The 24,784-nt window shown below is 62.8% G+C and carries 22 protein-coding genes; 13 read left to right on the top strand and 9 right to left on the bottom strand.

Annotated features, from left to right (window positions below):
- The first annotated feature begins 134 nt into the window (after positions 1-134).
- The 5 genes from V6607_RS20170 (at position 135) to V6607_RS20150 (ending at position 5,925) form a co-directional block, all read left to right on the top strand.
- Positions 135-1,301, top strand: coding sequence for a Gfo/Idh/MocA family oxidoreductase (locus V6607_RS20170; protein ID WP_134326924.1), 1,167 nt, complete (start codon positions 135-137; stop codon positions 1,299-1,301).
- 64 nt (positions 1,302-1,365) lie between these two features.
- Positions 1,366-2,397 (top strand): glycoside hydrolase family 3 N-terminal domain-containing protein, encoded by a 1,032-nt coding sequence (locus V6607_RS20165; protein ID WP_177009789.1) that lies wholly within the window; start codon positions 1,366-1,368, stop codon positions 2,395-2,397.
- Entirely contained in the window at positions 2,384-3,424 is a 1,041-nt protein-coding gene (locus V6607_RS20160) for a glycoside hydrolase family 3 N-terminal domain-containing protein (protein ID WP_134326922.1), read from the top strand. Before V6607_RS20165 ends, V6607_RS20160 begins: the two co-directional genes overlap by 14 nt.
- Complete coding sequence (locus tag V6607_RS20155) at positions 3,408-4,289, top strand: sugar phosphate isomerase/epimerase family protein (RefSeq protein ID WP_134326921.1); 882 nt, start codon at positions 3,408-3,410, stop codon at positions 4,287-4,289. The genes V6607_RS20160 and V6607_RS20155 overlap by 17 nt, the downstream gene beginning before the upstream one ends.
- A 49-nt stretch (positions 4,290-4,338) precedes the next feature.
- Complete coding sequence (locus tag V6607_RS20150; RefSeq protein ID WP_134326920.1) at positions 4,339-5,925, top strand: GMC family oxidoreductase N-terminal domain-containing protein; 1,587 nt, start codon at positions 4,339-4,341, stop codon at positions 5,923-5,925.
- Positions 5,926-6,237: 312 nt separating this feature from the next.
- Here the strand turns inward: V6607_RS20150 and V6607_RS20145 are convergent, their stop codons facing one another.
- The 4 genes from V6607_RS20145 to xylA form a co-directional block, all read right to left on the bottom strand.
- Positions 6,238-7,374, bottom strand: coding sequence for a sugar ABC transporter permease (locus V6607_RS20145; RefSeq protein WP_003219656.1), 1,137 nt, complete (start codon positions 7,372-7,374; stop codon positions 6,238-6,240).
- A complete protein-coding gene (xylG, locus tag V6607_RS20140; RefSeq protein WP_134326919.1) occupies positions 7,375-8,934 on the bottom strand; it encodes a D-xylose ABC transporter ATP-binding protein in 1,560 nt (519 codons plus the stop codon).
- Between the two features lie 68 nt (positions 8,935-9,002).
- A complete protein-coding gene (gene xylF, locus V6607_RS20135; RefSeq protein ID WP_003219660.1) occupies positions 9,003-10,004 on the bottom strand; it encodes a D-xylose ABC transporter substrate-binding protein in 1,002 nt (333 codons plus the stop codon).
- Between the two features lie 57 nt (positions 10,005-10,061).
- On the bottom strand, positions 10,062-11,378 hold the full coding sequence (xylA, locus tag V6607_RS20130; RefSeq protein ID WP_102369419.1) for a xylose isomerase: 1,317 nt from the start codon (positions 11,376-11,378) through the stop codon (positions 10,062-10,064).
- A 153-nt stretch (positions 11,379-11,531) separates the two neighbouring features.
- On the opposite strand from xylA, the gene V6607_RS20125 reads away from it, so the two are divergent.
- From V6607_RS20125 to V6607_RS20115, 3 genes are all read left to right on the top strand, one after another.
- Positions 11,532-12,743, top strand: coding sequence for a DNA-binding transcriptional regulator (locus V6607_RS20125; RefSeq protein WP_134326918.1), 1,212 nt, complete (start codon positions 11,532-11,534; stop codon positions 12,741-12,743).
- Between the two features lie 54 nt (positions 12,744-12,797).
- A complete protein-coding gene (locus V6607_RS20120) occupies positions 12,798-14,948 on the top strand; it encodes a phospholipase C, phosphocholine-specific (RefSeq protein WP_134326917.1) in 2,151 nt (716 codons plus the stop codon).
- A gap of 139 nt (positions 14,949-15,087) precedes the next feature.
- Positions 15,088-15,363: a hypothetical protein gene (locus V6607_RS20115; RefSeq protein ID WP_003219667.1), complete on the top strand. Its 276-nt coding sequence runs from the start codon at positions 15,088-15,090 to the stop codon at positions 15,361-15,363.
- On the opposite strand, the gene V6607_RS20110 is transcribed toward V6607_RS20115, so the two are convergent.
- Positions 15,354-17,069, bottom strand: a complete 1,716-nt coding sequence (locus V6607_RS20110; RefSeq protein ID WP_134326916.1) for an amidase — start codon at positions 17,067-17,069, stop codon at positions 15,354-15,356. The two genes, V6607_RS20115 and V6607_RS20110, sit on opposite strands and share 10 nt — an antisense overlap.
- 152 nt (positions 17,070-17,221) lie before the next feature.
- Between V6607_RS20110 and V6607_RS20105 the strand changes: the two genes are divergently transcribed.
- Together V6607_RS20105 and V6607_RS20100 are read left to right on the top strand one after the other, a co-directional pair.
- Complete coding sequence (locus V6607_RS20105) at positions 17,222-17,527, top strand: putative quinol monooxygenase (protein ID WP_003219672.1); 306 nt, start codon at positions 17,222-17,224, stop codon at positions 17,525-17,527.
- Positions 17,528-17,613: 86 nt separating this feature from the next.
- Complete coding sequence (locus tag V6607_RS20100) at positions 17,614-17,868, top strand: hypothetical protein (protein ID WP_003219674.1); 255 nt, start codon at positions 17,614-17,616, stop codon at positions 17,866-17,868.
- Between the two features lie 14 nt (positions 17,869-17,882).
- On the opposite strand, the gene V6607_RS20095 is transcribed toward V6607_RS20100, so the two are convergent.
- Positions 17,883-18,683, bottom strand: coding sequence for an SDR family oxidoreductase (locus tag V6607_RS20095; protein WP_102369415.1), 801 nt, complete (start codon positions 18,681-18,683; stop codon positions 17,883-17,885).
- A gap of 120 nt (positions 18,684-18,803) precedes the next feature.
- Between V6607_RS20095 and V6607_RS20090 the strand changes: the two genes are divergently transcribed.
- Together V6607_RS20090 and V6607_RS20085 are read left to right on the top strand one after the other, a co-directional pair.
- A complete protein-coding gene (locus V6607_RS20090; RefSeq protein ID WP_003219677.1) occupies positions 18,804-19,328 on the top strand; it encodes a MarR family winged helix-turn-helix transcriptional regulator in 525 nt (174 codons plus the stop codon).
- Between the two features lie 74 nt (positions 19,329-19,402).
- A complete protein-coding gene (locus tag V6607_RS20085) occupies positions 19,403-20,731 on the top strand; it encodes an LLM class flavin-dependent oxidoreductase (RefSeq protein ID WP_134326915.1) in 1,329 nt (442 codons plus the stop codon).
- A gap of 262 nt (positions 20,732-20,993) precedes the next feature.
- On the opposite strand, the gene V6607_RS20080 is transcribed toward V6607_RS20085, so the two are convergent.
- From V6607_RS20080 to V6607_RS20070, 3 genes are read right to left on the bottom strand one after another with little or no spacing between them, the layout of a single operon-like run.
- Entirely contained in the window at positions 20,994-21,515 is a 522-nt protein-coding gene (locus tag V6607_RS20080) for a hypothetical protein (RefSeq protein WP_043225000.1), read from the bottom strand.
- A 60-nt stretch (positions 21,516-21,575) separates the two neighbouring features.
- Positions 21,576-22,214, bottom strand: coding sequence for an XRE family transcriptional regulator (locus V6607_RS20075; RefSeq protein WP_008436005.1), 639 nt, complete (start codon positions 22,212-22,214; stop codon positions 21,576-21,578).
- A gap of 4 nt (positions 22,215-22,218) precedes the next feature.
- Complete coding sequence (locus tag V6607_RS20070; RefSeq protein ID WP_003219684.1) at positions 22,219-22,377, bottom strand: hypothetical protein; 159 nt, start codon at positions 22,375-22,377, stop codon at positions 22,219-22,221.
- 216 nt (positions 22,378-22,593) lie between these two features.
- Here V6607_RS20070 and V6607_RS20065 point away from each other — a divergent pair, with 216 nt between their 5' ends.
- Complete coding sequence (locus V6607_RS20065) at positions 22,594-24,741, top strand: TonB-dependent receptor (protein WP_134326914.1); 2,148 nt, start codon at positions 22,594-22,596, stop codon at positions 24,739-24,741.
- The last annotated feature ends 43 nt before the right edge of the window (positions 24,742-24,784 follow it).

Genomic DNA, 24,784 nt, shown 5'->3' with positions numbered 1-24,784 from the left:
CGATAGCGACGGGTAACACCCCGTGCTGCGCAGGAGTGCTTCAGTCCGCGTCAGGTATCGCCAAGGGTGCGAAATGGTGGAAACACCGGTCACCCTTGATACTCGGGCCAATGCTTTTTGCGGAGGATTGGACGATGGCAAGGTTGACCGGCGACATTCCCGGAAAGAGGCGACTCAAGGTCGGCATGGTCGGCGGCGGGCAGGGCGCTTACTTCGCCAGTTACCACCGCGCCGCGATGCGCCTGTGTAATCGCTTCGATATCGTTGCCGGCGCTTTCTCTGCCGACGCGGATAAATGCCGCGAGGCGGGCGCAGCGCTCACTATTGAACCCGAACGTATCTACTTGTCGTTCGAGGACATGGCGGCCGCCGAGTCTCGCCGCCCCGACCCGATCGAGGCGGTGATTATCGTGACGCCCAACCACTTGCACTTCGAACCGTGCCGGTTGTTCCTGGAGGCGGGCATCCCGGTGATCTGCGACAAGCCCCTGGTCAACCACCCTGACGAAGCCCGGGAGCTGGCGAACCTTGCCGAGCGCCACGGGACATTTTTTGCGCTGACCTACACCTACCAGGGCTACCCGATGGTCAGGGACGCCCGCAGTCGAATCCAGGCCGGCGAGCTGGGTGAGCTGCGCTTCCTGTACGTCGAATACCTGCTGGAGTGGCTGGCCCCCGGCGTGTCCGGCTTGAGCAATAGCCTGGCGTGGCGCGGTGACCCGCAAAAGGCCGGCCCCACCGGCGCGCTGGGAGACGTCGGCACCCACGCCTTCAACCTGTTGGAGTTTCTGTCCGGGCAGCGCTGCACCCAGCTCAACGCCAAGTTGACCAGCGTGGTGCCGGGTTGGGGCCTGGACGATACCTGCGTGGTGCAACTGGAATTCGACGGCGGCGTGGATGGATTGTTGTGGGCCAGTTTCGCCGCGCCCGGGCATCGCAACGGCTTGCGCTTCAAGGTCGTCGGCAGCCTGGCTTCGCTCGAGTGGTGCCAGGAGTCACCGGAAACCCTGTTGTTCACGCCCACTGACGGTGCAGACCGCATCTATCGGCGAGGCCAGTCCGACAACAGGCCGCAGACGCTGACGTTCACCAGCTTGCCGGCGGGCAATACCGAAGGTTATCTGGAAGCGCTGGCCGTGCTGTACGCCGACTTCGCCGAGGCCCTGGACGCCGGGGCGCAATGGCGCACAGCGACCAGCGTCCCGTTGCCGGATATTCACGAAGGCGTGCGCGGGGTGTTGTTGTCCCAGGCCAGCCTCGAATCCCACCAGCAGCGGGCCTGGGTGCCTTTCCCGCGGTAATTGATTTCATGCGTGGCACCGCTGCGCATCCAACGACTCACCCAAACGCTGTTGAGGAAAAACAATGTCAAGCGAACTGCATCGCGCCGCGTATTCGGTACTGCTTCCCGCATTCGGGGATTTGCACCTGGACGACAATGTGCGCCGTTACCTGAGCCGTGGTGGTGTATCCCTGTTGCTTGGGGAAACCCGGGATGAATACGTGGGCCGAGGCATGAGCCCGGCGCGCAAGGCGGCCGAGTCCAAAGCCGATTTCATCAGTATCGTCAAGGAAGCCACGGCGCTGGCGGGCTCTGCGGTGCTGATCGCGGTAGACCAGGAACTCGGCGGAATCGAACGCCTGCACCAACTGGTCCCGGCGGTCGCTACCCGGGCGCAGCTCCAGGACCTCGGCGCCGAGGACCTCGAGCAACGTTGCTTCGAGATGGCCGCCGCGGCCCGCGGGCTGGGTGTGAATCTGTTCCTGGCGCCCATCGTGGACGTGGTCACCGGCGTCAATCCATGGCTGCACAACCGGCACCTGGGCGCGGATCCAGTGGAAGTCAGCCGAGTGTCCTGCGCGTTTATCCGCGGGGTGCAGCGCGCGGGAGTGATCGCCACTGCCAAGCACTTCCCCGGGCACTACGTCACCGAGCACGATCCGGCGATTGCCGAAGCCACCGTGCCGGGGCCGCTGGAATTGCTGCATGACAATCTTGAAGTGTTCAAGCAGGTCATCGCCACCGGCGTAAAAGCCGTCATGCCTGGCCCGGCGGTGTTTCCTGCGATTGATGCGCAGCAGTCGGCGTCCACCTCGTCGAAGGTCATCGGCGTACTGCGTGACACCCTCGGCTTCGAAGGCCTGATCATTTCCGATGACCTGGACGCCGTGTCGATCCTGCGCGGCAACACCATCCCCGATACCGCCGTAGCCTCCCTGGTGGCCGGTGCGCACCTGTTGCTGGTGTCCAGCGAGTCAGGCCTGGACAGCATCGCCGAGGCGATTGTCGCCGCCGTCCACGAAGGCACCCTGGACCGCCAGGTTCTGTTGGACGCCGCTGCCAAGGTTCGTCAACTGGCAATCGCCACCCAGGAAACCAGCCATGAGCGCGAATGACCGCAAGGCCTACGGCGTGCTGTTCCCGGTATTGCTGGACGTGCAGATGACGGATGACGTGCGTCGGTTCCTCGGCAATGGCGGGCGCAGCCTGTTGTTTGGCGAGACCGGAGAGGAATACGTCAGCGGAAAAATGAGCGCCAGCCGCCTGCAAACCGAAACCCTGGACATCTGGCAGCGTTTTACCGGCACGGCCACCGAACTGGGTGGGCCGCTGCTGCTGGCAGCCGATGCCGACATCTCCGCCGTGCACCGCTTGCAAGGGGTGACCCCGGCGCTGCCGGAGCCCGATGTGGCCCGGGCGATGGATTGTGCGGCGCTGGAACAGGCGTGCTTCAAGGTCGCCACCGCCGCGCGGGCGACCGGGGTCAACCTGCTGCTGTCGCCGACGGCGGATGTGGTCGGCGGCCGTAATGTGTGGCTGGCGGGGCGCACGCTGTCGGGCGATGTCCACCAGACGGCGGCGATGGTCGGTGCGTATGTGCGCGGCGTGCGGCGGGCCGGGATGGCCAGCACCCTGAAGCACTTCCCCGGGCACCCGGTGCTGTTTCAGCAGCCGTCGACTGAAACGGCGGTGGTCAGCGAGTCCATGCAGCAACTGCGGGCCTTCTGGCCCGGGTTTCAGGCCGGGATCGACGCTGGCGCCGATGCGGTGATGATGGGCCCGGCGATATTCGCTGCGTGCACACCGCCCACGGCAGCCTCGGTGTCGCCTGAATTGATCGGCGTGTTGCGCCAGGAGTTGGGCTTCAAGGGGCTGGTCATGACCATCGACCTCGATCACCGCTCAATCATCGGCCAGATGTCCCTCGGCGAGGTCGCAGTGGCCGCGCTGAATGCCGGGGCCGACTTATTACTGATTTCCGCAAAGGCTATGCCCCACGTGCCGCAGATCGTTCGGGCGATTGTCGCCGCCGTCGCCGAGGGCCTCTTGCCCCAGGCACGGCTGGACGCCGCGGCGTTGGCCGTTGGTGCCTTGGCTGATCGCTGTTCAACCGTAGGAGCGCCATATGGCAACCCAAAATAACGTCCTCGCCCTGCATTCCACCGTTGCGAAACACTCGACCCTGGCGATGGATATCGACATCGCCCGGACGCTGGGTTTTGACGCGCTGGAGATCAACAGCGGCAAGCTGGAAGCGTATCTGCAGGCCGGCTATACCGAGTCGGAGCTTCAAACACTGCTCAAGCATGTGCCCGTCACCGGCATCGGCTACCTGCGGGATATCGAACGCCAGGGCGCCGAGCGCGAGGACCTGTTCAAGGAAGCCCGGCGGCTATTTGAGCTGGCCAATCTGGTGGGCGCCAAAGGCGTGCAAGTCCTCACCGGTCCGATCAATGTACAGGCGGTGATTGATTTTCAGGCGACCGGCAAGAGCCTGCATTACTCAGGCTTGCTGGGCCTGGATCAGGCCGAACAGTACGCCCGCACGGCAAGCAACCTGGCGGAGTTGGCCGATGTGGCCCGGCAATACGGTCTGCTGCTCTACCTCGAAGCCTTGTCCTGGACGCCGCTCAACACCCTGGATCACCAACTGCAGCTGATTGAGCGCACCGGGCGCAGCAACGTGAAGATGGTGATCGACTATTGGCATTGCTTTACCAGCGGCGTGACCCCTGCGGACGTCGCCCGGCTCGACAAGGACGTGATCTACGGCGTGCATGTCTGCGACTCACTGGCCTTCGAAGGCGGTATCCCGAATGAGGAAGTGCTGCGTGATGTGCCCACCGGCAGCGGCGTGCTCGACCTGGTCGAGTGGACCGCCGCGGTAAAGGCCACCGGTTACGCCGGGTGGTGGAGTTGTGAGTTGTTCTGCAAAAAACAGCAGCAGCAAAACAGCTACGCCGTCGCCCAACAATTGAAGACGCTGTTAACCGGCCTGGTCGGTTGATAACGCGCGTTTCGACACTGGCTGAATACTAAAAAGATCTGAGGTTGTCATGGTGGATTTCATCGTAATCGGGGGCGGCTCCACGGGCTGCACAGTCGCATCGCGCCTGAGTGAGGATGCGGGAGCGTCGGTGGTGCTGTTCGAGGAAGGCCCGCGGGATCGCAGCCCTTACATCCATATTCCCGGCGCCTACTACAAGACCGCCCAGGGCCCTCTGCTCAAGCGTTATGCGTGGGAGCCGACCGAGGACCAGCACCGCAGCGAAACGCCGACCATGGTCCAGGCCAGCGTGCTCGGGGGCGGCAGCTCGGTGAATGCGATGATTTATATCCGTGGCGTACCCGCCGACTACGACGGTTGGGCCGAACAGGGCGCCGCCGGGTGGTCGTATAAAGACGTGTTGCCGTACTTCAAAAAGGCCGAGGACAACGAGCGGTTCTGCAACGAGGTGCACGGTGTCGGCGGGCCGTTGGGGGTGTCGGACCCGATCAATATCCACCCCTTGACCAAAGTCTGGCTGCGGGCCTGCCAGCAGTTTGGATTGCCCTATAACGAAGACTTCAACTCAGGCCAGCCCGAGGGCTGCGGGCTGTACCAGATCACCGCCAAAAACGGCTTTCGCAGCAGTGCCGCCGTGGCCTACCTGGCGCCGGCCAAGTCGCGCAAGAACCTTACGGTGAAGACCGGCTGCCGGGTGCTGCGTATCCTGATGCAGGGCAACAAGGCCGTCGGCATCGAATACCTGGAGAAGGGCGTGCGCCAGGTGATGCACGCCGACAAGGAAATCATTCTGTCCTGCGGCGCCATCAACTCACCCCGGTTGCTGATGTTGTCGGGGATCGGGCCCGCTGAGCAACTGGAAAAACACGGGATCAAAGTGGTTCAGGATTTGCCCGGTGTGGGGCAGAACCTGCAGGACCATATCGAAATTTCACTGGTGTATGAGCTGACCGGCCCCCACAGCTACGACAAGTACAAAAAACCGTGGTGGAAGCTTATGGCGGGGTTGCAGTACGCGTTGTTCCGGCAAGGCCCGGCGGCGTCCAACCTGATTGAAGGCGGGGCGTTCTGGTGGGGCGACAAGACGGCGGTGCACCCGGATATCCAGTATTTCATGGTGGTGGGCGCGGGCATCGAAGAGGGTGTGGATTCGGTGCCCGGCGGCAATGGCTGCACGTTGAACCTGGGGCAGATACGGCCAAGGTCCAGGGGCTATGTGGAGCTTTACTCCGCCGACCCGATGTCCCCGCCGCGCATCGTGCCCAACTACTTTTCCGATCCGTACGACATTGAAAGCCTGGTGGACGGTTGCCTGGTGGGCGAACAGATCATGGCCCAGGCGGCCTTCAAACCCTACGTGGCTCGTCGGCATGTGCCGGAACCCACCGTGCGCTCGCGCGAAGCGATGAAGCAGTTCTGTCACGAGGAAGCCCACGCCGCACTGCATCCATCCGGCACCTGTCGCATGGGTGTGGATGAGCGGGCGGTGGTGGGGCCGGACCTCAAGGTGCATGGCATCGAAGGGCTGCGGGTGGCCGATGCGTCGATCATGCCGACCCTGATTTCAGGCAACCCCAACTCGGTGTGCATCATGATCGGCGAAAAAGCTGCCGACATGATCCGGACCGCCCGATAGAGTTGCCCGAGCGGTAACACCAGCCTCTTTTTGGGGCAGGCTCAGGCGCCGATCAACCACAGCGCGAAACAGCTGCCGAGGGCCAGCAGCCCAAGGGCGATGCCAAGCTTTGCCTGCAGTTCAAGGGGCATTGCCCTAGGGTCCGGATGTTTGTCCATGGAATCAACGGACTGTACGCGGCCGTTGATCATCTGAGCGGTTGCAAAGAACAAACTGTGCATGGCATGTGCCTCGTGGGTCGTTTCTGCTCAAGTCGAGGCCGATATCGGCCGCCTGCTGGTCAAGAGCAAGCTCCATGCCATTGCCCCAACCTCAGCGACGCCCCGTCCGTGTACTCACATCCACCCACACCGCCAGCACCAGGATGCTGCCCTTGACGATCATCTGCCAGTAGCTGTCCACGTCGAGCATCGACATGCCGTTGTCCAGGCTGCTGATCACCAGTGCGCCGAGCAGGGCGCCGTACACCGTGCCCGAACCGCCGCGCATTGAAGTACCGCCGATAAAGCACGCCGCGATAGCATCCAGTTCGCCCATGTTGCCCGCCGAAGGTGAACCCGCCGCCAGGCGCGCGGTGTTGACCAGCCCGGCGAGGGCGCACATCACGCCCATGATCCCGAAGATCCACAGTTTGACCGCCTGCACGTTGATCCCCGACAGGCGCGTGGCTTCCATGTTGCTGCCCACCGAGTAGATGCGCCGGCCAAAGACGGTCTGGCTGGTGACGTAACTGAACACCCCCAGCAGCACCAGCAGAAGCAGCACCGGCACGGGAATGCCGTCGTAGCTGTTGAGGGTGTAGACGAAGCCGGCCAGCACGAAACCGATCAACACCACGCGCACGCTGTCGCGCAGCATCGACGGCAGCGCCAAGCCGTGCAGGGCGCGGTTGTGGCGTTGGCGCCAGGTCAGGAATATCGCCAGCCCGAACAGCAGCACGCCGAGAATCACCCCGACCACCGTCGGCAGGTAACCCTGGCCGATGTACACCAGTTGTGGCGAAACCGGTGCAATCGTAGTGCCGCCGGTAATGCCCAGCAGCACCCCGCGAAACGCGAGCATGCCGCCCAGGCCGACGATGAAGGAGGGGATGCGCAGGTACGCGGTCATGTAGCCGTTGCCCAGGCCAATCAGCAAGCCACAGAGGGCGACGATGGCCAGGTTCAGCGGCAGGGGAATGTGATAAACCACATCCAGGATCGCCGCGACGCCGCCGAGCAAACCGAGCATCGAGCCCACCGACAGGTCGATCTCGCCGCTGATGATCACCAGCACCATGCCGCAGGCCAGGATGCCGGTAATGGACATCTGCCGCAGCAGGTTCGACAGGTTGCGCGGGGTCAGGAAACCGCCTTCGGTCTGCCAGCTGAAAAACACCCAGATCAGCACCACGGCGATCAACAGGGCGAGCATTTTGTAGCGGGTGAAGAGCTGTTTGACCTGGTTCATTTACGCGGACTTCCGATCATTATTATTGTCATGCCCGTTCGGTTGGCTGAGGGCGGCGGCGAGCACCTGTTCCTGGGTCAGGCCCTGGTTGATAAAGTCGCCGCGCAACTGGCCCTCGCCGATCACCAGCACCCGGTCGGAGACCCCCAGCACCTCGGCCAGCTCCGAGGACACCATGATGATCGACACGCCTTCGGCCGCCAGCGCACCCATCAATTTGTAGATCTCATATTTGGCGCCCACGTCCACGCCACGGGTCGGTTCGTCGAGGATCAGCACCCGGGGTTTGGTCAGGAGCATCTTGGCCAGTACGGCCTTCTGCTGGTTGCCGCCGGACAGGCTGGTGATCGGCAGGAACGGGTTCGCCGTCTTCAGGTGCATGCGCTTGATTTCCTGCTCGACGCTGCCCAGTTCCGCCTCGGCATCGATGCGCGTCAGGTGCGAGAAACGGTCCAGCACCGCCAGGGTGATGTTTTGCCCAACGCCCAGGTCCGGGACGATGCCCTGGCGCTTGCGGTCTTCCGGGACCATGCACAGCCCGGCGCGAATCGACTTCAGCGGCGTGCGTGTATCAATGGGCTTGCCATCCAGCCACACCTCGCCTTGGTAGCGCCCGGGGTAGCTGCCGAACAGCGCCGACACCAGTTCCGTGCGGCCGGCGCCCACCAGCCCGGCGATGCCGAGGATTTCGCCACGGCGCAGGCTGAACGAAACATTGTCCACCCGCTTGCGGCCCGGGTTGTCGACGTCGTAGCAGGTGACGTTGCGCGCCTCGAACAGCACCTCGCCGACCGCATGGGGTTCGGTGGGGTAGAGGTTGCTCATCTCACGGCCGACCATCTGCGTGATGATGCGCGACACGTCCATCTCGGCCATGGCCGTGGTCGCGATGTGTTTGCCGTCGCGGATCACCGCGATGGTGTCGCAGATGGCCGAGACCTCATCGAGCTTGTGGGAGATGTACACGCAGGCGACGCCCTTGGCCTTGAGCCCACGGATGATGTCCAGCAGCACCTCGATTTCCGAGCGGGTCAGCGCCGAGGAGGGTTCGTCGAGGATCAGCAGGCGCGCCTGCTTGTTCAGGGCCTTGGCGATTTCCACCAGTTGCTGGTAGCCGCCGCCGTATTGCGAAACGGGCAGGGCGACGTTCATGTCCGGCACTTTCAGCTCGCGCATCAGGGCTTCGGCACGGTGCATCATGGCGGGGTAGTTCATGCGCCCGCCGGGCAGTGTCAGCTCGTGGCCCATGAAGATGTTTTCGGCCACCGAGAGGTCGGGTACCAGGGTCAGTTCCTGGTGGATGATCACGATGCCGCAGGCTTCGGTTTCGGCGATGGAGTGGGCGCGCAACGGCTGGCCGTCCCAAAGGATTTCACCGTCCCAGGTGCCATGGGGATACACCGCCGACAGCACTTTCATCAGGGTCGATTTGCCGGCGCCGTTCTCGCCGCACAACCCTACGCATTCCCCGGGTTTTACCTTGATGTCGATGCCATTCAGGGCTTTGACGCCGCCGAAGGTCTTGACGATGTTGTTCATTTCCAGCAGGTAGTCGGACATGGCGGGCACTCATTCCACAGCGAAAAGGCAGGAGCGGCCTCAAACCGCCCCTGCAGTGAGCCGTACGCTTACTGCCCGGCGATTTGCGCTTTGGTGTAGAACCCGTCTTCTTCCAGCACGTTGACGTTGTCCTTGGTCAACGCGGTCGGCTTGAGCAGGATGCTCGACACCTGCTTGCTGCCGTTGTCGTACTGCGAGTTGTAGGCCGGTTTCTCGTCACGCACCAGTTGCACCGAGAGCTTGGCCGCCTCGGACGCCAGCAGCTTCAGGGGCTTGTAGACGGTCATGGTCTGGGTGCCGGCGATCACGCGCTTGATCGCGGCCAGGTCGGCATCCTGGCCCGAGACCGGCACCTTGCCCGCGAGTTTTTGTGCCGCCAGGGCCTGGATCGCGCCGCCGGCGGTGGCGTCGTTGGAGGCGACGATGCCGTCGATCTTGTTGCTGTTGGCGGTCAGGGCGTTTTCGACAATGCTCAGGGCTTCGGTGGGGTTCCACTCCTTGACCCATTGCTGGCCGACAATCTTGATGTCGCCCTTGTCGATCGAAGGCTGCAGCACCTTCATCTGGCCCTGGCGCAGGATCTTCGCGTTGTTGTCGGTAGGTGCGCCGCCCAGCAGGAAGTAATTGCCTTTAGGCTGCGCGTTCAACACGCCCTGGGCCTGCATCTCGCCGACCTTTTCGTTATCGAAGGAGATGTAGGCGTCGATATCGGCATTCAAAATCAGCCGGTCGTAGGACAGCACCTTCACTCCGGCTTTCTTGGCCTCGGCCACCACGTTGTTCAGCACCGTGGCATTGAACGGCACGATCACAATCACGTCGACGCCCCGGGAGATCAGGTTTTCGATCTGCGAGATCTGCCGCTGTTCGTTGGCGTCCGCCGATTGCACATAGACCTTGGCCCCCAACTGCTCGGCGGCGGCGGTGAAATAATCGCGGTCGCGGGCCCAGCGTTCAAGGCGCAGGTCGTCGATGGAAAAACCGATTTTCGGGTGGGCCGCGTCAGCCATGACCGAGTTGGAAAGCAGTGCCAGAACGCTGGTGAGCAAGACAGTTTTCAGGTGTTTCATGATGGTGAGTCCCTTTTATTGTTGTTTAGACGCACTGCTGGACCTGGAGCGTAGCGGTCATGGGTAGATAAAGCGATTCACTACGCCTTCGAGCATCTCCTGGCGGCCACTCACGGCTTGTGGGTTCAGATGGTGGCTGAAGGCATGCTCGGCCAGCGACGCCAGGCTGAAGTCGCCGCCAAGCACGGCACGCCCGAAGGATTGGTCCCAGCCGGCATACCGCTGGGCCTTGAACTGTTCGAGGGCGTCGTTCTGCACCATGGCGGCGGCGCGTTCCAGGGACAGCGCCAGCACGTCCATTGCGGCCACGTGGCCATGGAACAGGTCCACTTCGTCGAGGCTTTGGCGGCGTACCTTGGAGTCGAAGTTGTAGCCACCTCCCTTGAAGCCACCGGCCTTGAGTACCTCGTAGGTGACCAGGGTCAGCTCCTCGACGCTGTTGGGGAACTGGTCGGTGTCCCAGCCGTTCTGCGGGTCGCCGCGGTTGGCGTCGATGCTGCCGAAAATCCCCAGGGATGCGGCGGTGGCGATCTCATGGTGAAAACTGTGGCCGGCGAGGGTGGCGTGGTTGGCCTCGATGTTGACCTTGATCTCTTTCTCCAGGCCGAACTGATGCAGGAAGCCAAACACGGTGGCGCTGTCGTAGTCGTATTGGTGCTTGGTGGGCTCCTGTGGCTTGGGCTCGATAAACAGCTCGCCGGTGAAGCCGATCTTGTATTTGTGTTCGACCACCATGCGCATGAACCGCCCGAGTTGCTCGCGCTCGCGCTTGAGGTCGGTATTGAGTAGGGTCTCGTAGCCTTCGCGGCCGCCCCACAACACATAGCTGGAGCCCTTGAGACGGTGGGTGGCATTCATCGCGCTGAACACCTGGGCCGCCGCATAGGCAAACACTTCCGGGTTCGGGTTACTGGCGGCGCCGGCGGCAAAGCGCGGGTTGCTGAAGCAGTTGGCAGTGCCCCACAGCAGCCGGATACCGGTCTGTTCCTGATGGCCTTCGAGCTGGTCGACCATCCGCGCAAAGTTGTCGCGGTACTCCGCCAGGCTTGCGCCTTCGGGAGCCACGTCGGTGTCGTGGAAGCTGTAGTAGTCGATGCCCAGCTTGGAGAAAAACTCGAACGCCGCTTCGGCCTTGCCGCGTGCCACTTGCAGGGCTTCCCCTGGTTGCTGCCAGGGCCGCTGGAAGGTGCCGGAGCCGAACATGTCACTGCCGGGCCAGACGAAGTTGTGCCAGTAACACGCGGCCATCCGCAGGTGCTCGCGCATCGGTTTGCCGAGGATCAGCTTGTTTGCATCGTAGTGCCGGAAGGCCAGGGGAGAGTCGCTATCGGGGCCTTCATAGAGGATTTTTTCGACCGCAGGAAAGTAGGGCATCGCCAGATCCTTGTTGTTATGAGTGCACGTTAACCTTGCCTCGATACTAGCAACGGCCCCCGGCCAACCGATTATGAAAATCACCAGAGCGGGGTTCGATTTTGAGTGGTTTTACGCGCATAGTGGCTCGACATATCGCATGGAGCCGCCCCTGTGAAAACTGTCCCGCCTGTGCACCGGATTGCCCTGCTGTTCAATGGCAACAAGATCTACGATCGCGGCATCATCACCGGGATCGGCAACTACCTGAGCAGTACGCGGGTGTCGTGGGATCTGTTCCTGGAAGAGGACTTCGTCTGCCGGCTCAAGGGTATCGAGCGCTGGCATGGCGACGGGATCATTGCCGACTTCGACGACCCGGCGATGGGCCCCGCGTTGGCGGGTGTGCATGTGCCGGTGGTGGCGGTGGGCGGGTCTTATGAGGATGAGCGGGCTTACCCACGGAATACTCCGTACGTGGCCACCGACAATTTCGCCCTGATCAAGCTGGCCTATGAACACCTGATCGAAGCCGGGCTGACGCGCTTTGCCTGTTTCAGCCTGCCTGAAGCCGATATCAACCGTTGGGCCCAGGAGCGCGAAAAAGCCTTCCGCCGCCTGCTGGAGCGCGATGGCTTGCCGGTGGAGGTGTATCGCGGGCTCGGCACCAGCGCGCCGCTGTGGGACTCGGCGGTGGAGCAACAAATTGCCTGGTTGCACAGCCTGCCCAAACCCATCGGCATCATCGCGGTCAGCGACGCCCGTGCCCGCCAGTTGCTGCAGGCCTGCCTCACTGCCGGCATCCCGGTGCCGGAGCAAGTGGCACTGATCGGCATCGACAACGACCCCTTGACCCGCACCCTGACCCGCGTGCCGCTGAGCTCGGTGATCCAGGGCACTGAAAAAATGGGCCGCACCGCTGCGCGCCTGCTGCACCAGATGCTGCACGGTATGCCTTCGGCAGGCAGCCAGATCCTGGTGCCGCCGGAAGCGGTCAACGTGCAGACCTCAAGCCTGCACCAACCCCTCGGCCATCCCTACGTGATGCAAGCGCTGCATTTCATTCGCCAGTACGCCTGCCAGGGCATCAAGACCGCCCAGGTCGCCAACTACGTCGGCGTGTCGCGGTCGTCCCTGGAAGCGCATTTTCGCAGCGAACTGAACCGCAGCGTCCACGATGAAATCCTGCGCTTCAAACTCGCGGCTGCGGTTTCCAGCCTGGAAAATACCAGGGCCGCGATTGCGGATATTGCCTATGACTGCGGGTTCAAATCCGCGCAGTACCTGCACACGGTGTTCAAGCGCGAGTTCGGGTGTACGCCGAGGGAGTACCAGGTGGGGCAGGTCGAGCGCGATTCGAGCGATGTCATTTCTTTGTCGCCTTGAGTCCCTATTTTGTCCTGAGCCTCGCTCCAGAACTTCAAGGGATTGAATCGTCTTATGCCGACTCTTACACGCAGAACGTTGTTGCAAGCAGCTGCCATCGGATCCGCCTACACCCTGTTGCCCGATTCCATTCGCCAGGCCCTGGCGATCCCCGCCAACAACCGCACCGGCACCCTGATGGACGTCGAACATGTGGTGATCCTGATGCAGGAAAACCGCTCCTTCGATCACTACTTCGGCACCTTGCCGGGTGTGCGCGGGTTCAGTGACCGCTTCACCATTCCACTGCCGGGCGGGCACCGGGTGTGGGAGCAGCAGGGCGTTGGGCGGCGGATCCTGCCCTATCACCTGGACAGCTCCCGTGGCAACGCGCAGCGGGTCAGCGGCACGCCGCATTCCTGGGTCGACGAGCACGCCGCCTGGAGCAGCGGCCGGATGAACGCCTGGCCAACGTTCAAGACACCCACCTCGATGGGTTACTACCGTGAGCAGGAAGTGCCGTTCCAGTTCGCCCTGGCCAACACCTTTACCCTGTGCGACGCCTACCACTGTTCGGTACACGCAGGTACCAATCCCAATCGGCTGTTCCACTGGACCGGCACCAACGGCCCGACCGGTGCAAATGTGGCGGCGGTGGTCAACGAATGGGACGGCCCCGGAGCGGTGGGCGTGGGCTACACCTGGAAAACCTATCCCGAGCGCCTGGAAGAAGCGGGTGTGAGCTGGAAGGTTTACCAGTACCTGCCGGATAACTTTGGCGACAACCCCTTGGCCGGGTTTCGCCAGTTTCGTGCGGCCAGCGTCGCGGCCGGCAACCCCGCCGTGCCACCGAAAGACTTCAAGGATTTTGTGCCCTACAGCGATCAATTGAACGCCCGCGTGCCGTTGTACAAAGGCAATGGCAACACCCTGCCGGCGGTCAGCGGCAGCGACCTGGAAGCGATCATCCAGGGCTTTCGCAAGGACGTGAACGACGGGCGCCTGCCACAGGTGAGCTGGCTGGTGGCGCCGGCCGATTACTCCGAACACCCCGGGCCTTCGAGCCCGGTGCAGGGTGGCTGGTTCACCCAGGAAATCCTCAAGGCACTGACCGCCAACCCGGACGTGTGGAGCAAGACGGTGCTGCTGGTCAACTACGATGAAAACGACGGTTTCTTCGACCACGTGCCGTCGCCGTCAGCCCCGTCCAAGCGCCTGGATGGCAGCTTTGCCGGAAAGTCCACGGTGAAGTTCGACAGCGAGATCTTCACCCACCCGGCACCGCCCGGCTCTAGCCAGCAACCCGCGCCGGACGGCGGGGTGTACGGGCCCGGGCCGCGAGTGCCAATGCTGGTGCTGTCGCCGTGGAGCCGTGGTGGCTGGGTCAATTCCCAGGCGTTTGATCACACCTCCGTGCTGCAATTTCTGGAGAAGCGTTTCCACGTGCGCGAACCCAATATCAGCGCCTGGCGCCGGGCGGTGTGCGGCGACCTCACCTCGGCCTTCAACTTCGTCAACCCCAACACCGAGACCCTGCCGCCGCTGCACACCATCAGCCGCCAGGCCGCCGACTCCCTGCGTCAACGCCAGGAGCAACTGCCCCAGGTTGCCCTGCCGACGGTGGGCCAGCAACAGGCGCCGTTCCAGGCGCGAATGGCGCGGCCATCCCGGGCGCTGCCGTACCAGTTGAACGTTGAAGGCTCGGTTGACCGTCGCGCCAGTTCGGTGAGCCTGGACTTCTTCAACAATGGCGAACAGGGCGTGGTCTTCCACGTCTACGACCGCCTGCACCTGGACGAGGTACCGCGCCGCTACACGGTGGAAGCCGGCAAACACCTCAGTGACACCTGGCAAGTCGCGGGCGCCTACAAGCTCTGGCTGTTGGGGCCGAATGGGTTCCACCGTTCGTTCAAGGGGCACCTGCAGCGTCGCGAGCCGGAGTTATCCCTGGCGTATCACGGCGACACCTTACTGCTGACCCTGGTCAACCCCGGCAAGCGTGCGGCCTCAATCACCATCGAGCGTTGCCCTTACACCAAGCAGGGGCCGTGGCCGCTCGAGATTGCGGGCGGCGGTCGTGTGCAGCGCACGTTCTCCTGCCAGCCCAATGGAGGCTGGTATGACTTCAAGCTACGCGACGAGCATGGTTGGGTGCGGCGGGTGGCGGGGCGAATCGAGACGGGGGCGCATAGCATCAGTGATCCGTTGATGGGCAAGCGTGTGTGAAAGGCTGTTGATCTGCGGGGTGATTTCGTGGGCTTTTTCCCTGTTTTGTGTAGGAGCAGGGCTTTCTCCCCTTGCAGCGCTTGAAACGCCACCCGTCTGGGCCATAGCCTCACGCTTTTCCTGACACTGAGGCCCGGCATTGGGTAAGCGAAAAACGGTTTGGCCCACGGAGCGGGAAGTTCGACTGCGCTTTATCCTGCTGGCAATCATTGAAACGGCCTGTATTCGGGGCGTTCCCCTCGAACGCCTGCTGCTTTCATACATACTGTTGCGCAACAAGCCGACCCAGGAGCAACTTTGGGAGGCCATCAGCGATTGCCTGCTCCTCGACGAGATGCGTGGCTTTCGATTTGAACCCGGGTCGGAAGCCGATCGGTTGATGCGCAAGATCAGCAGCGAAATCAATCAGTCCTGACGAGCCACCAGCGCCGGCGTGCACGGCGGCACCAGGCGCTTGCTGCCCGTCGACTCATAGGCCGATGCCAATCGCAGCAGCGCCGAATCGTCATACGCCCGGCCAGCAAATGTCAGCCCCACCGGCATGCCGATGTCGGCCATGACGCCCATGGGCACCGTCACTGTCGGCACGCCCAAATGGCGGATGGCGAGGTTGCCGTTGGCGACCCACACTCCGTTGCTCCAGGCGATATCCGCCGACGCGGGATTCACATCCGCATCCGCCGGACCTACGTCGGCGACTGTCGGAAAAATCACCGCATCCAGCCCCAGGTTATCCATCCAGTCTTCAAGGTCGATGCGTCGTGTCTGTTCCAGGCCGCGCAGGCCGTCGGGCACGGTGCTGATCCTGTCCCACGGCGTGATGCCGCGCTCGGCCATGCGCACGTATTCGTCCATGCCGGCGGCCAGGTCGTCTTCGCGGTTGGGCAGGGTGCCGGGGTCGTGGGGGAAGATCTTCGGGCCGTCGACATCCGCCAGGCGGTTCAGCGCAGGGTCGCCGTTGGCCCGCAGGAAATCATCGAACGCCCAGGCCGACAGTTCCCACAATTCATCGTGGAGGAATTCCTTGGAGACCAGGCCTCGGGTAAACACTTTCGGTGCGCCCGGGCGGTCGCCTTCGCAATTGGAGACCAGCGGGAAATCCACCTCGACCACTTCTGCGCCGGCGGCTTCAAGTGCCTTGCGCGCAGCTTCCCAGAGCTCGATCACCGAGGCCCGGGTTTTGATTGGCTGGCCAGTAGGGCCGCCGATTCCCGGGGCGTCGCTGGTGCCTGCCTCGGGGTCGGCGTTGATGTACATGCGCGGCACGCCGAAGCGTTTGCCGGCGAGTGCATCGCCGGTCGCGGCCAGGTCTGCGTAGGACTGCGGGCGTACCGAGGCGACGCCGGGGATTGGCACCCAGGGTTGCATCCGCCACAGGTCGCCGCGTGTGTCGGGGTCTTCTGCGACCACGACGTCGAGCACTTCAAGCAGGTCGGCCATGGTCCGGGCGTAAGGCACGACCACGTCCATGGTCGGGGTCAGCGGCCAGTTGCCGCGCACCGAGATCACGCCACGGGACGGGGTGTAGGCACACAGGCCATTGTTGGACGCCGGGCCGCGCCCGCTGGACCAGGTCTCTTCCGCCAGGCCAAACGCCGCGAAGCTCGCCGCAGTGGCCGTGCCGGCGCCGTTGGAGGAGCCCGAGGCGAACGGTGCGGTGAGGTAGTCGGCGTTGTACGGGCTCTCGGCCCGGCCATATACGCCGCGCTGCATGCCGCCGTTGGCCATCGGCGGCATGTTGGTCTTGCCCAGGCAAATGGCGCCTGTTGCCCGCAGTCGCTCGATGGTGAACGCATCGCGGTAGGCAACCAGGTTCGCGAAAGCCGGGCTGCCGGAAGCGGCGGTGAGGCCCTTGACCAGGTAGCTGTCTTTGGCCGTGTAGGGAATGCCGTCGAGCGGGCCCAGGGTTGTGCCGCTGGCCCGGCGTGCGTCGGATGCCCGGGCTTCCTCCAGCGCTTGCGGGTTGCGCACCACCACCGCGTTGAGCGCGGTGGCAGTCGTGGGGGCGTCGTAGGCGTCGATCCTGGCGAGGTAAGCCTCGACCAGTTCAACCGCCGTGGTCTGGCCGGATTCGAGCGCGGTGCGCAGCTGGGCAATGGAAACTTCGGTTACTTCGATCACGTGGTTATCGCCGGGTGCAGAAAAGGGGGAGGGCTTGAGTGCTGACTCAATCCAATCAGTGAAAGTAGCTTACTGATAGATTTTTCATAGCGCCAGAGAATGGCATCCCTTACTGTGGCGCCTCAATTTCCTTATCGATAACGGTGCTGTTTATGTCCGATGAAGTGCGGCTTGTCGTCATCATCAATACCCAGCCTGGCCGGGGTGCGGACCAGTTGGCGGCCTTTGCCGGGCTCGCTCCGCTGGTCCGGGCCGAAGCCGGTTGCATCCAGTACGACCTGCATCCGGTCGAGGGCAACAGCGACAGTTTTGTGTTGATCGAGACGTGGGCTTCAAAGGCGGCGCTCAAGGATCACCACGCAGCGCCGCACATGCTGGAAGCCGCGAAGCACAACCCGACATTCCGTGCGGGCCCCTCCAACGTATTGGTGCTGGAACCTGCCGTCCAGGCACGTTGACTTCAACCCGGCAGCTCAAGGGGTTATCATTGCCCCTTCATTTTTTGCTGCCCGGAAAGATTTCGATGTTGTTTACAAGGACTGTCATGGCGAGCGCACTGCTCGCCGTTCTGGCCACCCAGGCCCATGCGTCCAGCCTGGACCTGACCTACGAGGCACCTGTCCTCAGCGCTGTACCGCTCACGCCGCAGGCTGAGCCCAAACCGCGCTTTCCGGTCAAAAGCCTTGCGCCGGTGACCGTGGAAAACAGCTGCACCGGCCGCGAGTGCACCTACGAAGGCGACATCAGCCTGCCCCGTGAGGAGCAGACTGTGCGGCGTATTTCCATCGGTATTCAATAAAGCCGGCTGGCGCCTCAGACGATCCCATACCGGGGCGCCGGCTTGCCTGTTTGCGTGGCCGCAAACAACGCACCACGCGCCGCATCATAGGTCTCCCACAACGAACCATCGGCCACCGACGGCCAGGTGATCGTCTCACCCTGATCCAGCCCGGCCAGTGCCGCGTCCACCAGGTTTTCGGTGGTCATGACCGACTCCTGTTCCAGGGCGGAAAGCGGAATGCCCGACGCGTCCCAGATCTCGGTAGCGGTGGCTGCCGGCAACACGATCTGCACCTTCACCCCGGTTTCCGCCAGTTCCGATTGCAAGCCACGGCTGAATGCCAGGACATAGCTCTTGGTGCCGCTGTACACCGAGCTGACCGGCAGCGAGTGCACGCCCAACACCGATGCCACGTTGATGATCAAACCTTCATTGCGCACCAGCATGCCCGGCAGCGCCGCGTGGGTCAGGCGGGTGAGGGCGGTGATGTTCAGGGCGATCTGGGTCGTGGAATCCTCGACCGAGGATTGAGCCAGCGGATGCAGGCGGGCCAGGCCGGCGTTATTCACCAGCACCTGGATCGCCGGGTTGCCGGCGAGCAGGCTTTCAACACGGGCCAGGTCCGCGGGGTTTACCAGGTCCGCGCCGATGGTCTGGACCTGGCGCCCGTAGGCTTGAGTGATCTTCGCCGCCAGGGCTTCGAGGCGGTCTTCACGACGGGCGACCAGGATCAAGTCGTAGCCACGGGCTGCCAATCGGTCGGCATACACAGCGCCAATACCTGAAGAAGCACCCGTGATCAGGGCAATTTTTGTGGAAGCAGGGATCGACATGAACGGCTCCAATAGATGAGTACTCAACCAATATTGTTGAGGGCTCAAGTTATAGGCTTGGCGTTTGTCCTTGTCAATGGTTTAGTACTCAATCATTCTACCGGCATGGAGGATCTGAAAATGCCAACACACAAGACTGACAAGCCTGATGCCCGTGCCGACCTTTTGAGCCTGCTGGGGGACGTGGCGTGCACCAACAACGCACTGCGCCGTGCCGCCCGGCGGCTGGGCCAACTGTATGACGAAGCGCTGGCGCCGATTGGCCTGAAGGCTACGCAGGTCGGCTTGCTGGGTGAAATCGCCCGGTGGGCGGCGGTGGATGAGCAGGCAGGGCCGACGTTGCAGGAGCTGGCCGGACGCCTGGCGATCCTGATGTCGGCGCTGACCCATGCGATGAAGCCGCTGGTGCGCGACGGGATTGTCGAGCTGCGCCCGGATGCCCTGGACAAGCGCACCAAACGCTGCGTGCTCACGCCCAAGGGCGAAGCGCTGTTCAGTGAGGCGCTGGTGTACTGGGCGGCCGCCAATAACCGGGTAGAGGAGGTGCTGGGGCATGATTCGGCCGCGCAGCTGCGCGGCATGGCAGACCATGTCGCCTCCGAAGAATTTCTGGCGGACTACAACAGCCGATCCGCGCAGGCATAAGCCAGATCCTTTGGTTATTAGACAGACGCCGTTCGCCCATCCGATGCTGGGCCCCTCTCGATCAGGGGCTTTCCATGACCACTCAACGCCAACTGAAGCTGGGCGCGTTCATGCGTCCGGTCAGCATCCACACCGGCGCCTGGCGCTATCCCGGCGCTTACCGTGACGCCAACTTCAACTTCACGCACCTCAAGCAGTTTGCCCAGACCCTGGAGAAAGCGCGTTTCGATGCGTTCTTCATGGCCGACCACCTGGCCCTGCTCAACATGCCCATCGACGCGTTGAAGCGCAGCCACACCGCCACCTCCTTCGAACCGTTCACCTTATTGTCGGCCCTGAGCCAGGCCACCGAGCACATCGGCCTGGTAGCCACGGCCTCGACCACCTACGACGAACCGTTCCACATTGCCCGGCGCTTCGCGTCCCTGGATCACCTGAGCCACGGCCGCGCCGGCTGGAATATCGTCACCACTGCCAACCCGGATGCGGCGCAGAATTTCGGCCTGGAGCAGGCCTATGCCCACGACGAGCGCTACGCCCGTGCGCGGGAGTTCTACGATGTGGTCACCGGGCTCTGGGACAGTTGGGCCGATGATGCCTTCATCCGCGATGCCGACAGCGGTGTGTACTTCGACCCCGACAAACTGCACACCCTCAATCACCAGGGCCGCTACCTCAATGTGCGCGGCCCGCTGCACATTGCCCGCCCGGTGCAGGGCTGGCCGGTGATCGTGCAGGCCGGCGCCTCGGAGCCCGGCCGGCAATTGGCGGCAGAAACCGCCGAGGTGATCTTCGTGGCGCCCGGCACGCTCGAGGAAGGGCGTAAATTCTATGCCGATATCAAGCGCCGGATGCTGGCGGTGGGGCGGCATCCCGACCATCTGAAGATCTTGCCCGGGGCGTTTGTGGTGGTCGGCGATACGCTGGAAGATGCGCGGCGGATTCGTGCGCATCTCGACAGCCTGGTGCATTACGAAAGTGCGATTGCCTCGCTGTCGATCGCGCTGGGTACCGACGCGACGAAGTTTGATCCCGACCAATACCTCCCGGCGATTCCCCAAACCAACGCCAGCCAGAGCTCCCGCGAACGGGTACTGGCGCTGGCTGATCGCGAACAGTTGACGGTGCGCCAATTGGCCCAGCGTCTTGGCGGTTATGCAGGTCTCTCGTTTGTCGGCACCGCCCACAGTATTGCCGATGAGATGCAGCAGTGGCTGGAAGAAGAGGGCAGCGATGGCTTCAACATCATGTTCCCGTGGCTGCCGGGCGGGCTCGATGACTTTGTGGCCAGGGTGGTGCCCGAGTTGCAGGGGCGCGGGATCTTCCGGCGCGAGTACGAAGGCTCTACCCTGCGGGAAAACCTCGGACTGCCGCGTCCGGCGAACCGCTTCTTCGCCGAATGAGCGGGTATTTCTACCGTGGTTAGATCGTTTATTTCCTTCTGATTGGGGGCCATTCCCCAATCGCATATCCATCGCGCCGGTTTGGCCCTGATAGCGGAGCCGGCCGGCGTGATCACACCAAAGCATCTGTCATCGCGGAATTATCCGCTGCCGCGCCCCGGGAAATCCCCATGCAGCGTCTATTCCTGCTGCTGGGCCAGCGTCTTGCGCCGTTGTGCGGCCTCTCTAGAATCGGCCCCAGAACTTACTCATTTCCTGTCGATTACGGAGTTTCGAAGATGATGAACGCCATGCAGATGCCAATGAACAACGCGATGCCGATGATGCCGATGATGGGCATGCCGATGATGATGGCAACCATGACCTGCAAGATGACCGACGAGGCCATGATGTGCACCATGAAGCCGGCCGCGGGCATGGACATGGCGATGTTCAAGAACAACGCCGAAATGATGGCGATGATGATGAACTGCGGCATGCCGATGATGATGCAGTGCGCCAACATGTCGATGATGTGCATGTCTGAAGACGGCATGGCGATGATGAACAGCATGTCGACCATGAACATGCCGATGATGATGCCGATGGGCATGCCTATGCCGATGATGAAGTGCGTCATGGAATGCAAGATGGAAGCCGACTGCATGACCTGCAAGATGATGCCGATGCCTGGCATGAGCATGGACATGATGAACAACTGCTGCATGCTGATGATGAAGATGATGAACGACTGCGCCATGCCGATGATGATGAGCTGCAACGGCATGCCGATGATGTGCTGCACCTGCTGATTGGTTTGGCGTGAAATCAAAAAGCCCCGGCGAGTGCCGGGGCTTTTTGCGTTTCAGTCCAGGCGTTCCGGGTAGGTGATCACCAGGAACGCCACCGCCTCACTGTCTGCGGGGTTGCGGTAGCGGTGGGGCTGGTCGGCGTAGAACAGGATCGAATCACCGGTGGATAGCAGGTAGCGTTCCTCGTTGACGCTGACTTCCAGCACGCCCTGGGCCACCACCAGGTTTTCCTGGATGCCGGGCCCGTGACCTTCTGAAATCTCCTCGCCGAGGGCCTTCAGGCGTATCTCGTAGAACTCCGACTGGCGCGCCATATCGTAGGGAAACAGCGCCCGGCTGATGAAGCTGCCATCGGCGCTCACCAGGCGTTTGCTTTGTTGCGCCGGCAGCAGTTCAACCCCTTCGAACGCACGGTTCTCCAGGAACGCCGCCACCGACACTTTCAAGCCTTTGGCGATCTTGCACAACACCTTGATCGACGGCACGCTGCGCCCGGACTCGATCTGCGCAAGCATCGCCCGGCTTACGCCGCAGTTGCGCGCCAGGGCATCCAGCGACAGGTAGCGTTTGCTGCGCAGGCGCTGCAGGTTCTGCGCCACGCACTGACCGATGGCGTCATCGTCGCCGCTGTTGCAGTCCTTGGGTTTGGTGGGGAGGTCGGGCACTTCGGGTATCGCGTGCAGGAAATTCATCGCCTCACGCCCGGCGGGTATCGCTGGACGTGGTGACGTGTGCGGTAAACAGCGCGACCCCGGCCCGTGCCGCATACATCGCCCACATCAGTTCAGCCGCTGCGCGAGCCTGGCGGCGTTTGCGGTGGAGGGTGAAATCGATGACGGTGGCGGATGTTTGCATGACGTAAATCTCTGGGGACTCAATGGCTCTACAGTAATCGGTGCCGCTTATTTCCATAAATACTGAGTTTGCATTTGGTAATTCTATTTTGGACTTAACGTCGATGGGTGCCTGCGCGTTCATCAATGGTGACCCGCCGCGCTTCACGGGCTTCCCACCACAGACCTTGTGCCGGACCGAGCCCGTCGCAAAAACGAATTCCAAGGATTTACCCCCATGCCCCCCGCGTTTCCGTTCACCTCCCGAAAAGCCTGGCCCTTGCTGGGCTTTGGCGCCGCCCTGAGCTTCAGCCCGGTTTCCCAGGCCGACGACACATTGCAACTGGCACCCGTCGAAGTCAGCAGCGCCGAACTCAGCGCCGACGAACTGGCCCAGGCCCAGCTCAAGAGCGTGCCCGGCGCCACCAACTACATCGACATGGGCAGCGTCGATCAGGGACGGGTGAGCACCAACGAGGACGTGTTCAAGTACCAGGCCGGTGTTTATGCCAAGGCGGCAAACAACGAAGGGGTCAAGCTTTCGATCCGTGGCTCGGGTATCAACCGGGGCCCGGGCGCCCACGCCTCCGGCCTGTATGAAACCTTCGACGGCCTGCCACTGACCGGCCCGGGTGGCACGCCCTACGAACTCAAGGACCCGTTGTGGCTCAGCCGCGTTGAAGTGCTGCGTGGCGCCAACGGTTTTGACCAGGGCGCATTGGCCCTGGGTGGGGCAGTCAATTACGTGACCCACACCGGCTACGACGCGCCCAGGCTGCAAGTACGCTACGAAGCCGGCAGCCATGGCTACGGCCAGCGAGAGATCAGCTCGGGCCAGGTGCTGGGGGATGCCGACTACTACATCAGCCTCACCGACTCGCAATACGACGGTTTCCAGAACCACAGCGCCGGCAGCGGCAAGGGCATCGCGGCCAACTTCGGCTACCGCTTCAACCCCGACCTGGAAACCCGCTTCTACTTTCGCTACCGCGAAACCGACAACGATTCCCCCGGCAAACTGACCCGCGACCAGATCAGCCACGACCCGCGCGCCGCCGCCAGCCTCAACGTGGCGCGAGACTCGAAACGCACGCAACCGGGCTCGACCTGGATCGCCAACAAAACCACTCTGCACCTGGACGACAACGCCCGGGTCGAGGTCGGGCTGGCGTATCACGATTATCCGATGGACCTGCGCGAGGGCACCAACCGTCTCAAGGTTGCCTACACCGACGTCAGCGGCACCCTGAATTACATCCGCCAGGACACATTGTTCGGGCGTGACAGCAAGACCACCCTCGGCCTGCGCACCACCCAGGCGATGCCGAACAACGGCGGCTCGGAATTCGTGCGGATCCCCACCGGCAATACGGCGGGCTACACACCCGGCACCAAGACCCGCGACTACAGCTACCTGGGTTCGGACACCGTGCTGCATATCGGCAACGACCTGGAACTGCTGCCGGACCTGTGGCTGACCACCGGGCTGGCGGCGATCTACACCCGTCGTGAAACCGAAGTCAGCTACCCGCAGACCCACACACCCGTCAGCCAGCACGATTGGGATTACGCGCCCAGGGTTGGCCTGCGCTACGACTTCAGCCCCCAATTGCAGGTGTACGGCAACCTGAGTCGCTCGGTGGAACCGCCCCATGCGTGGTCGATGATCTGGGGTTCCAACAAGTACTTCCCCGTGGGCAGCGGCCCGGCCAGTGGTTTGCAACGTGAAGGGGTGAAGCTGAAAAACCAGACCGCCACCACCCTGGAAGTCGGCGGTCGCGGTGAAGCGTGGTTCGGTCAGTGGGACCTGGCGCTGTACCGCTCCGAGGTGCGCCACGAACTGCTCAGCGTCGAAACCCAGGCCGCGACGTCCACCACGTCCGCAATAATCGCCGAATCCAACGCCAGCCCAACCGTGCACCAAGGCCTGGAGCTGAGCCTGATCAGCCCGCTGTGGGACGGTGGCCGCACGGGCCAGCTCGCCCTGCGCCAGGCCTACACCTACAGCGACTTCCACTACCGCAACGACGACCGCTTCGGCGACAACACCTTGCCCGGCATCCCCAGGCACTACTACCAGGCGCAATTGCGCTACAGCCACCCGAGCGGTTTCTACACCAGCCTCAATGGCGAACATTCATCGCGGGTCGCGGTGGACTACGCCAACTCCTACTACGCGGCGGCCTACACACTGCTCGGCGCGACGCTCGGGTACGACGCGCCGAAGCACGACTGGCAAGCCTGGGTCGACCTGCGCAACCTGACCAACCGGCGTTACGCGAACACGGTCACGCCGGGTTATGACGACAAGGGGCTGGACGTGGCGCGGTCGACGCCGGGGGATGGCATGGGGGTATACACCGGGGTTTCCTGGAGCTGGCGTTAATCCGTAAAGTGTTTGATGTTGGCAGTGGGTGATTGCGGGCAAA

The organism is Pseudomonas sp. KK18, from assembly GCF_037094675.1.
Taxonomy (GTDB): Bacteria; Pseudomonadota; Gammaproteobacteria; order Pseudomonadales; family Pseudomonadaceae; genus Aquipseudomonas.
Note: the sequence above shows the minus strand (reverse complement) of the source record. Positions and strands in the feature narration are given on the sequence as shown.

Bases quoted from the DNA above. Each gene is read 5' to 3' on its own strand.
- xylA (WP_102369419.1), bottom strand. From the start codon at position 11,378: ATGCCCTACTTTCCTGCGGTCGAAAAAATCCTCTATGAAGGCCCCGAT.
- V6607_RS20100 (WP_003219674.1), top strand. From the start codon at position 17,614: ATGGCGAGCGCACTGCTCGCCGTTCTGGCCACCCAGGCCCATGCGTCC.
- xylF (WP_003219660.1), bottom strand. From the start codon at position 10,004: ATGAAACACCTGAAAACTGTCTTGCTCACCAGCGTTCTGGCACTGCTT.
- xylG (WP_134326919.1), bottom strand. From the start codon at position 8,934: ATGTCCGACTACCTGCTGGAAATGAACAACATCGTCAAGACCTTCGGC.
- V6607_RS20150 (WP_134326920.1), top strand. From the start codon at position 4,339: ATGGTGGATTTCATCGTAATCGGGGGCGGCTCCACGGGCTGCACAGTC.
- V6607_RS20075 (WP_008436005.1), bottom strand. From the start codon at position 22,214: ATGAATTTCCTGCACGCGATACCCGAAGTGCCCGACCTCCCCACCAAA.
- V6607_RS20085 (WP_134326915.1), top strand. From the start codon at position 19,403: ATGACCACTCAACGCCAACTGAAGCTGGGCGCGTTCATGCGTCCGGTC.
- V6607_RS20160 (WP_134326922.1), top strand. From the start codon at position 2,384: ATGAGCGCGAATGACCGCAAGGCCTACGGCGTGCTGTTCCCGGTATTG.
- V6607_RS20105 (WP_003219672.1), top strand. From the start codon at position 17,222: ATGTCCGATGAAGTGCGGCTTGTCGTCATCATCAATACCCAGCCTGGC.
- V6607_RS20165 (WP_177009789.1), top strand. From the start codon at position 1,366: ATGTCAAGCGAACTGCATCGCGCCGCGTATTCGGTACTGCTTCCCGCA.
- V6607_RS20170 (WP_134326924.1), top strand. From the start codon at position 135: ATGGCAAGGTTGACCGGCGACATTCCCGGAAAGAGGCGACTCAAGGTC.
- V6607_RS20120 (WP_134326917.1), top strand. From the start codon at position 12,798: ATGCCGACTCTTACACGCAGAACGTTGTTGCAAGCAGCTGCCATCGGA.
- V6607_RS20095 (WP_102369415.1), bottom strand. From the start codon at position 18,683: ATGTCGATCCCTGCTTCCACAAAAATTGCCCTGATCACGGGTGCTTCT.
- V6607_RS20070 (WP_003219684.1), bottom strand. From the start codon at position 22,377: ATGCAAACATCCGCCACCGTCATCGATTTCACCCTCCACCGCAAACGC.
- V6607_RS20065 (WP_134326914.1), top strand. From the start codon at position 22,594: ATGCCCCCCGCGTTTCCGTTCACCTCCCGAAAAGCCTGGCCCTTGCTG.
- V6607_RS20155 (WP_134326921.1), top strand. From the start codon at position 3,408: ATGGCAACCCAAAATAACGTCCTCGCCCTGCATTCCACCGTTGCGAAA.
- V6607_RS20090 (WP_003219677.1), top strand. From the start codon at position 18,804: ATGCCAACACACAAGACTGACAAGCCTGATGCCCGTGCCGACCTTTTG.
- V6607_RS20145 (WP_003219656.1), bottom strand. From the start codon at position 7,374: ATGAACCAGGTCAAACAGCTCTTCACCCGCTACAAAATGCTCGCCCTG.